This is a genomic window from uncultured Fibrobacter sp. (assembly GCF_937877005.1).
Taxonomy (GTDB): domain Bacteria; phylum Fibrobacterota; class Fibrobacteria; order Fibrobacterales; family Fibrobacteraceae; genus Fibrobacter.
Window position 1 is genome coordinate 23,195 of record NZ_CALEFV010000255.1, and the last position, 6,035, is coordinate 29,229.

At 51.6% G+C, this 6,035-nt stretch carries 7 protein-coding genes; 2 read left to right on the forward strand and 5 right to left on the reverse strand.

What is annotated here, in order from left to right; genetic code table 11:
* The first annotated feature begins 290 nt into the window (after positions 1 to 290).
* Positions 291 to 1,169: a GGDEF domain-containing protein gene (locus tag Q0628_RS11395; protein ID WP_298771107.1), complete on the forward strand. Its 879-nt coding sequence runs from the start codon at positions 291 to 293 to the stop codon at positions 1,167 to 1,169.
* Positions 1,170 to 1,241: 72 nt separating this feature from the next.
* Entirely contained in the window at positions 1,242 to 2,627 is a 1,386-nt protein-coding gene (locus Q0628_RS11400) for an MATE family efflux transporter (protein ID WP_298771109.1), read from the forward strand.
* A gap of 11 nt (positions 2,628 to 2,638) precedes the next feature.
* On the opposite strand, the gene Q0628_RS11405 is transcribed toward Q0628_RS11400, so the two are convergent.
* From Q0628_RS11405 to Q0628_RS11425, 5 genes are all read right to left on the reverse strand, one after another.
* A complete protein-coding gene (locus tag Q0628_RS11405) occupies positions 2,639 to 3,124 on the reverse strand; it encodes a hypothetical protein (RefSeq protein ID WP_298771111.1) in 486 nt (161 codons plus the stop codon).
* A 93-nt stretch (positions 3,125 to 3,217) separates the two neighbouring features.
* Complete coding sequence (locus tag Q0628_RS11410; protein ID WP_298771113.1) at positions 3,218 to 4,021, reverse strand: hypothetical protein; 804 nt, start codon at positions 4,019 to 4,021, stop codon at positions 3,218 to 3,220.
* Positions 4,022 to 4,040: 19 nt separating this feature from the next.
* Positions 4,041 to 4,358: an AzlD domain-containing protein gene (locus tag Q0628_RS11415; protein ID WP_298771115.1), complete on the reverse strand. Its 318-nt coding sequence runs from the start codon at positions 4,356 to 4,358 to the stop codon at positions 4,041 to 4,043.
* On the reverse strand, positions 4,355 to 5,068 hold the full coding sequence (locus Q0628_RS11420) for an AzlC family ABC transporter permease (RefSeq protein ID WP_298771117.1): 714 nt from the start codon (positions 5,066 to 5,068) through the stop codon (positions 4,355 to 4,357). Before Q0628_RS11420 ends, Q0628_RS11415 begins: the two co-directional genes overlap by 4 nt.
* Before the next feature lie 128 nt (positions 5,069 to 5,196).
* On the reverse strand, positions 5,197 to 6,035 hold an 839-nt coding region (locus Q0628_RS11425), incomplete at its 5' end, for a T9SS type A sorting domain-containing protein (protein WP_298771120.1).

A 6,035-nucleotide genomic window follows, 5' to 3' on the forward strand; every position in this document is an offset into this window, starting at 1 on the left:
AGACATACCAAAAAGACCGGCCTTTTTGAAATGCCACACCGCCCTCAAATTTATTCTTTTATTTTGAAAAAAGTCAAATTTTTTTCTTTTTTTGCATCCAAAAGCGTTTTTTTCTGTAAACAGCCTGTTAATTGGAGGGACAAAGTGCAAAAAATCACATAATTCGAACACACGGGTTAATAAAAAATTACTAAACTTCCTATTGCCAATTTTCAATCAAAAATTTAGTACCGTCTATAGACTAGCCACCGCCATCTAGTTTTTTACATTTAAGCTAGTTCGGAGTTTTTATGCAAGACATGGATCAGACTATCGCCAGCGGCAACACCATCAAGTTCCCCGTCGCCTCGCAGCGACCCCACTTGATCGTGCTATACCCGCAGAACCAGTTCAAGCAGATTCCCCTGGAAAAGGGAACCGTGATCCTTGGCCGAAGCTCCGAAGCGGGAATCCATCTCGACGACGAACTGGTCAGCCGCAAGCACTGTTCCCTCACCTTCGACGGAGTCAATGTCACGGTCAAGGACCTAGGAAGCACCAACGGGACATTCGTGGACGGATCCCCCGTAGAAAGCAGCAAGCTCGAAGACCATAACCGCCTGCAAATCGGAAAGATGGTCCTGAAAATCGACTTCAAGGACGAAAGCGAGGAGGCCTTCGACCGCGAGCTCTACGAAGCGGCTACCATGGACCCGCTCACCAAGATCAGCAACCGCCGAACCTTCATGGACAGAAGCCTGGGAGAACTCGCGCTCGCCCGCCGCAACAATTACTACGTTCACGCCATCATGGTCGACGCCGATCACTTCAAGCGCGTGAACGACACCTGGGGTCACCAGTGCGGAGACATGGTCCTCAAGGAAATCGCCCGTATCCTCAAAGAAGAAAAACGGGAATCGGACCTGCTAGCCCGTTACGGTGGCGAGGAATTCATACTTCTCATGGGGGGCATCGGTCCCGAAGACGCCAAGAAGAGCGCCGAACGCTTCCGCATGGCGGTCGAACGTCACCGTTTCGCATGGAAGGACATCATCATCCCGGTGACGATTTCGCTCGGGCTTGCAAGCAAGCAGGGCGAAAACATCGGCAGAATCGAGGATATGATTGCCGAATGCGACCGCCTGCTGTATGTCGCGAAGGAAAGCGGCCGAAATCAAGTGGCTTTTTAGCCCCAAACGGATTGCTTCGCCTTCGGCTCGCAATGACGTTTTAAGTATAAAAAAGCTAAATTTGGCGCCGAAATGTCCACCTTGAATTCCGAGCGCCTCAATTCCTTCGGCTCTGCCAGCATTCCGAAACTGGTCCTGCAGTTTTCCGTGCCGGCCATCATCAGCATGCTGGTGAACGCCCTCTATAATATAGTGGACCGTTTCTTCGTGGGCCAGGGTGTCGGAAGCCTCGGCATCGCGGGCATCACGCTCTGTTTCCCGATTTGCCTTTTCATCATGGCCATGTCCATGATGATTGGTGTCGGAGGCAACACACTCTTCGCTATCCGCCTCGGACAAAAGAAATACATCCAAGCAAGCATCATCCTGAACAATTCGTTTTCGCTTTTGATCTTAATGGCGATAACCACATTCACGTTGGGCGAAATTTTCATGGTGCCACTACTCAAACTGTTCGGTGCAAGTGACCAGACCCTGCCCGTGGCAAGTAGTTACATGCGCATTTTGCTGTGCGGCGCCGTTTTCCAAACCATCGCTCCCGGCATGAACCATTTCATCCGTTCGATGGGCCACCCCAAGACCGCCATGTTCCGCGAAATCGCAGGTGCCGGCACCAACATCGTTCTTGACTGGCTTTTCATCATGAAATTCCGCTGGGGTATCGAGGGCGCTGCCTGGGCGACCATCTGTTCTCAGCTCGTGGCCTCGGCTCTTATCACGCAATTTTTCATCAAGAAGGACACGCCGATCAAAATCCGCTGGCGGCACATGAAGCTCCGTTTTGCCTATGTGCGCAAGATTATCGTTCTAGGCATTCCGCCTTCAATCATGCAGGTATGCAATAGCCTGATGAACGCCATTCTCGCCTGGAGCCTCACGACATACGGCAATATCAGTCTGCACGATACAGGTGTCCTTTCGGGCGGCGACATGGCCATTTCAGCATTCGGAATCGTGAACAGCATCGCCGCATTCATCCTGCTTCCGTTACTCGGATTCGTAAACGGAACCCAGCCCATTATCGGATACAACTACGGCGCACGCCTGAACGACCGCGTCAGGGGAACACTCAAGTTCACATTCATTTACGCAGGGTCATTCATGCTTGTGGCATGGGGCGTCATGATGTGGCAGGCCGAATCGCTTGTAGCCCCGTTCGCCCCCAACGACCTGAAGCTACAGGAAGTTGCCGCCTGGGCATTGAGGATTTTTGGTGCGGCATTCTTCTTGATTCCCTTCGGCATGACTTCGGGCAGTTTTTTCCAAGGAACGGGAAAGGCGCTCAGGTCCATGTTCCTGAACGCCTGCCGACAAGTGATTCTACTTATCCCGTTCCTGCTTATCCTTCCGCGCTTCTTTGAACTCAAGGGAGTGTTCATGGCGCAGCCCATTGCCGACACGGGAGCGGCCATCATCGGACTTGCCATGCTCTGGCATGAGCTAAAAAAACTGAAATAGGGTCGGACGAACTAGTAAACCTTTTTCATGTCGGTAAGTTCACCACCCTTCTCGTGGAAAAGAACCAGCGAACCACCCTGCACTTTCTGGAAAATATTCGTCATCTTGCCAACGACCTCCTGTTCGTCGAAACCGACTTCGTTGAACGCCGTTTCGCCAATGACAAGGCCCACGTTAATCAGATCGGGCGACACGCGACGCAAATAGTTCAAAAGGTCCTCGTCGCTATTGAGGATGTCCGTCGCCGTCGGTTTTTCCAGTTCCGCCGGATCACGGGTACTCACCAGCAGCGGATACATGTTGTCTGCGATAACCTGCTTGGAGTTCAGGTAAAAGGTGTTACCGATAAACAGGCTGATAGAGTCGTTGAGGACCTGACGCACTTCGATCAGGACATCGCTCTGCGACGAAGCTTCCTGTATTTCGAGTTTAGACGGGCCACAGGCCATCAGGGCAAGCGATACAACGGCAATAGCCATCAGGGCAAACTTCTTCATAGAAAACCTCGTTGTTTTGCAATAAAATATATTTTTTTATGAAATAGGGAATTTTTTTTCTCTTTTACAAGAAAAATTACCGTTTTAATACCGCTATTTGCTCAAAATGCCAAGCGCCCGAGAAATTAACTCGGGAGATAGGTCAAAAATTCGACTCAAGGTCTCGACGCGAGCTGATTCATCGATTTTCTCGATGTGGGAGCCATTCGCATCGCGCGTAACGAGGTTACCCTTCTGGTAATAATACTGCACGCCCTTTTCGCGGTCAAGGCGGTTCAGCACAGGATAGGTCATCATTTCGCGATAAAAGCTTTCGTTCCAATGCAGCTTGAATTCCTCGACAGAGACTCCCTCGACGGGATATTCGAAGCGAAGCTTCATCGGAGCTCCCGCACCGCCCGTCCACAAGGCTAGACTATCGACTGACGGGCGGTCCAGCCTTACACAGTTCGGAACCAGCGGGAAAAAGGCTGTCCCCGCACCCTGCGGGGGCGGGAGCGGAACCGGCAACGGATCAAATATCAGGTACCCCGGATCAAAGAGATACTCCGTAGACTGTGGCTGGTAATTTGCGGAAGAAAAAGAAAGGGGAATCGCGTCGGGATCAGGTAAAATCAGTGCGCAGTGAATATTCCTTTCCTTGCGCTTATGCCCCATCACGAGTCTTGGCGAAAGCCCCAGATCCCTAAAGACCTGGTACAGGTGCCAAGTCATGCTGAAGCAGGTTCCGCCACCCATCCAGGAATCGACATCGTTCTGAAAACTGTCGTCAAGCTTTTGCGCGGCAGTGGAGCTCCCCGTCGCCTCGAGGCGAATGATCTTTGTCAGGTTCTCATATGTGACTTTGGACAACCGATCGCAAATGACCTTGATCTTTTCCCACAATTCCTGCTGCATATAGCAAATTTAGAAATAACTAAAGCAGCATCAGGGCGCCATCGATACCGAGCACCGTCACGCAGGCAACTGCGGCCACCCCGACAAGGCCCAGGCCGCAGAGCGACGCGATAACCGCCGTCGCAAGGGCGCATGCGCCCGAGAGCCTGCTATCCGTCGAATAAAAAATCGCAGGGACTGTCATTGCGGCAAGCACCGTATAGGGCACGTAGGCCAGGAACGAGCGCCAGAACCGGCTCTTGATTTTTCCCTTGAGAAGGACGAACGGAATGGTTCGCAGCAGATAAGTCACCCCCGCCATCACGAGCAGGAACAGACAGTAGTCCCTCAAGTTCATGCATCCTCCTTTGTCTGCTCAGAATCATCGGCAACCGGAAACAACGCAGCGCCAATCAAGGAGGCGACAAGAGCACAAATGATAATCGCAAAGCCCACCGTAACTCCACTCAATGCCGGAACATACTTAAAAGCGAAACTACAGGCAATCGCAATAAGGACAGCAATCAAGGTCGGACGATGCACCTTCATCTGCGGGACGACTATCGCGACAAACATCCCATAGAGGGCTACGCCAAGAGCATTCGTCACGATTGCCGGAAGAATTTCTCCGCAGACGGCTCCGCACAGCGTTCCCGAAGACCATCCGATATAAGGCAGCACCATGAGCCCAGCAAAATACCTAGCTGTTACAGGAGACGACTGACTGACGGCAAGCGCATATATTTCATCGGTAATGCCCGTTGCAAGCAAAAGGCGCTTGAAGGTTCCGAAATTCGGGGATACCTTCTGCGAAAGGGAAATCGCCATGAGGCTGTATCGCAGATTAATAAAGAATGTCGCTATAGCCATTTCAATAAATGTACCCGCAGCATCGGCCATAATCTGAAGGCCTGCAAACTGCCCCGCCGAAGTCAAGTTCGTCATCGAAATAAAGGTGACCAACGGCCAACTCAGCACCTTGGAGCCGGCAATACCGAACGAGAACGATACGGCAAAGTACCCAAGACCTATCGGGAGTCCGCCTTTTACACCATCTGAAAAAGTCATGCGCCAAATATAGAAAACTTTAAGGTTCTATGCAAATATGCAAATTCATGCATCTTGTCCTGAATTGAAAGAAAAGCCCGGCAAAGCGATTCACCTTGCCGGGTTCTTTCAAAAAAGGACCAATCAGATTATTTTACCGTAATCCGGCGAATTATGGAGTCCGATCCCGAACGGAGGCGTACAACATAGTTCCCCTGACGGAGCATGTCAAGATTCACTGCACTCGACACATGCGCAAAGGTCGCAACCGGAGATCCCTGCATATCAAAGATCACGACGGACATGTCAGTGGCACCAGAAACATGGAGCACGCGATCCGAAACAACCAGCGAGAGTCTCGATACCGCTCTCGCCATCGCAAGCGTCGGTTCTTCGCCAGAGGACGATTCCGGCGTTATCTCGCTGGAAGACGACACCGACGTCTCGCTAGAGGAAGAAACCTGCGGCTCAGACGAGGAACTGCTTACAGGTACCGTCACAGCCACCGTGATATTGAACTTCTGATTGTTAATCGTCAAGGTTTCCTTATAGGAACCTTGCTGCAAGAAGTCCGGAATGGTTCCCGAAACGATTACCTTGTCGCCGGATTCCACGAAATCAAGGAAGTAAATATTCCAGCTATCGCGATTGTAGGACTGCACGTTACTGAACGTGATGGTCTTAAACACGTCGCCACGTTCAACAGACTGTTCCAGGCTGCCCTCGACAGACACCAGCGTGCTTTCGCTACTAGAAGACTGGGAGTCGGACGACTGGGAATCGGAAGATTCCGATGCCGAAGACTGAGAGTCGGACGACTGGGAATCGGAAGATTCCGATGCGGAAGACTGGGAGTCGGACGACTGGGAATCGGAAGATTCCGATGCCGAAGACTGAGAGTCGGACGACTGGGAATCGGAAGATTCCGATGCGGAAGACTGGGAGTCGGACGACTGGGAATCGGAAGATTCCGATGCCGAAGACTGAG

What these genes read in the sequence shown, in the direction of transcription:
- Q0628_RS11395 (WP_298771107.1), top strand. Translation starts at nt 291, where the DNA reads ATGCAAGACATGGATCAGACTATCGCCAGCGGCAACACCATCAAGTTC.
- Q0628_RS11400 (WP_298771109.1), top strand. Translation starts at nt 1,242, where the DNA reads ATGTCCACCTTGAATTCCGAGCGCCTCAATTCCTTCGGCTCTGCCAGC.
- Q0628_RS11405 (WP_298771111.1), bottom strand. Translation starts at nt 3,124, where the DNA reads ATGAAGAAGTTTGCCCTGATGGCTATTGCCGTTGTATCGCTTGCCCTG.
- Q0628_RS11410 (WP_298771113.1), bottom strand. Translation starts at nt 4,021, where the DNA reads ATGCAGCAGGAATTGTGGGAAAAGATCAAGGTCATTTGCGATCGGTTG.
- Q0628_RS11415 (WP_298771115.1), bottom strand. Translation starts at nt 4,358, where the DNA reads ATGAACTTGAGGGACTACTGTCTGTTCCTGCTCGTGATGGCGGGGGTG.
- Q0628_RS11420 (WP_298771117.1), bottom strand. Translation starts at nt 5,068, where the DNA reads ATGACTTTTTCAGATGGTGTAAAAGGCGGACTCCCGATAGGTCTTGGG.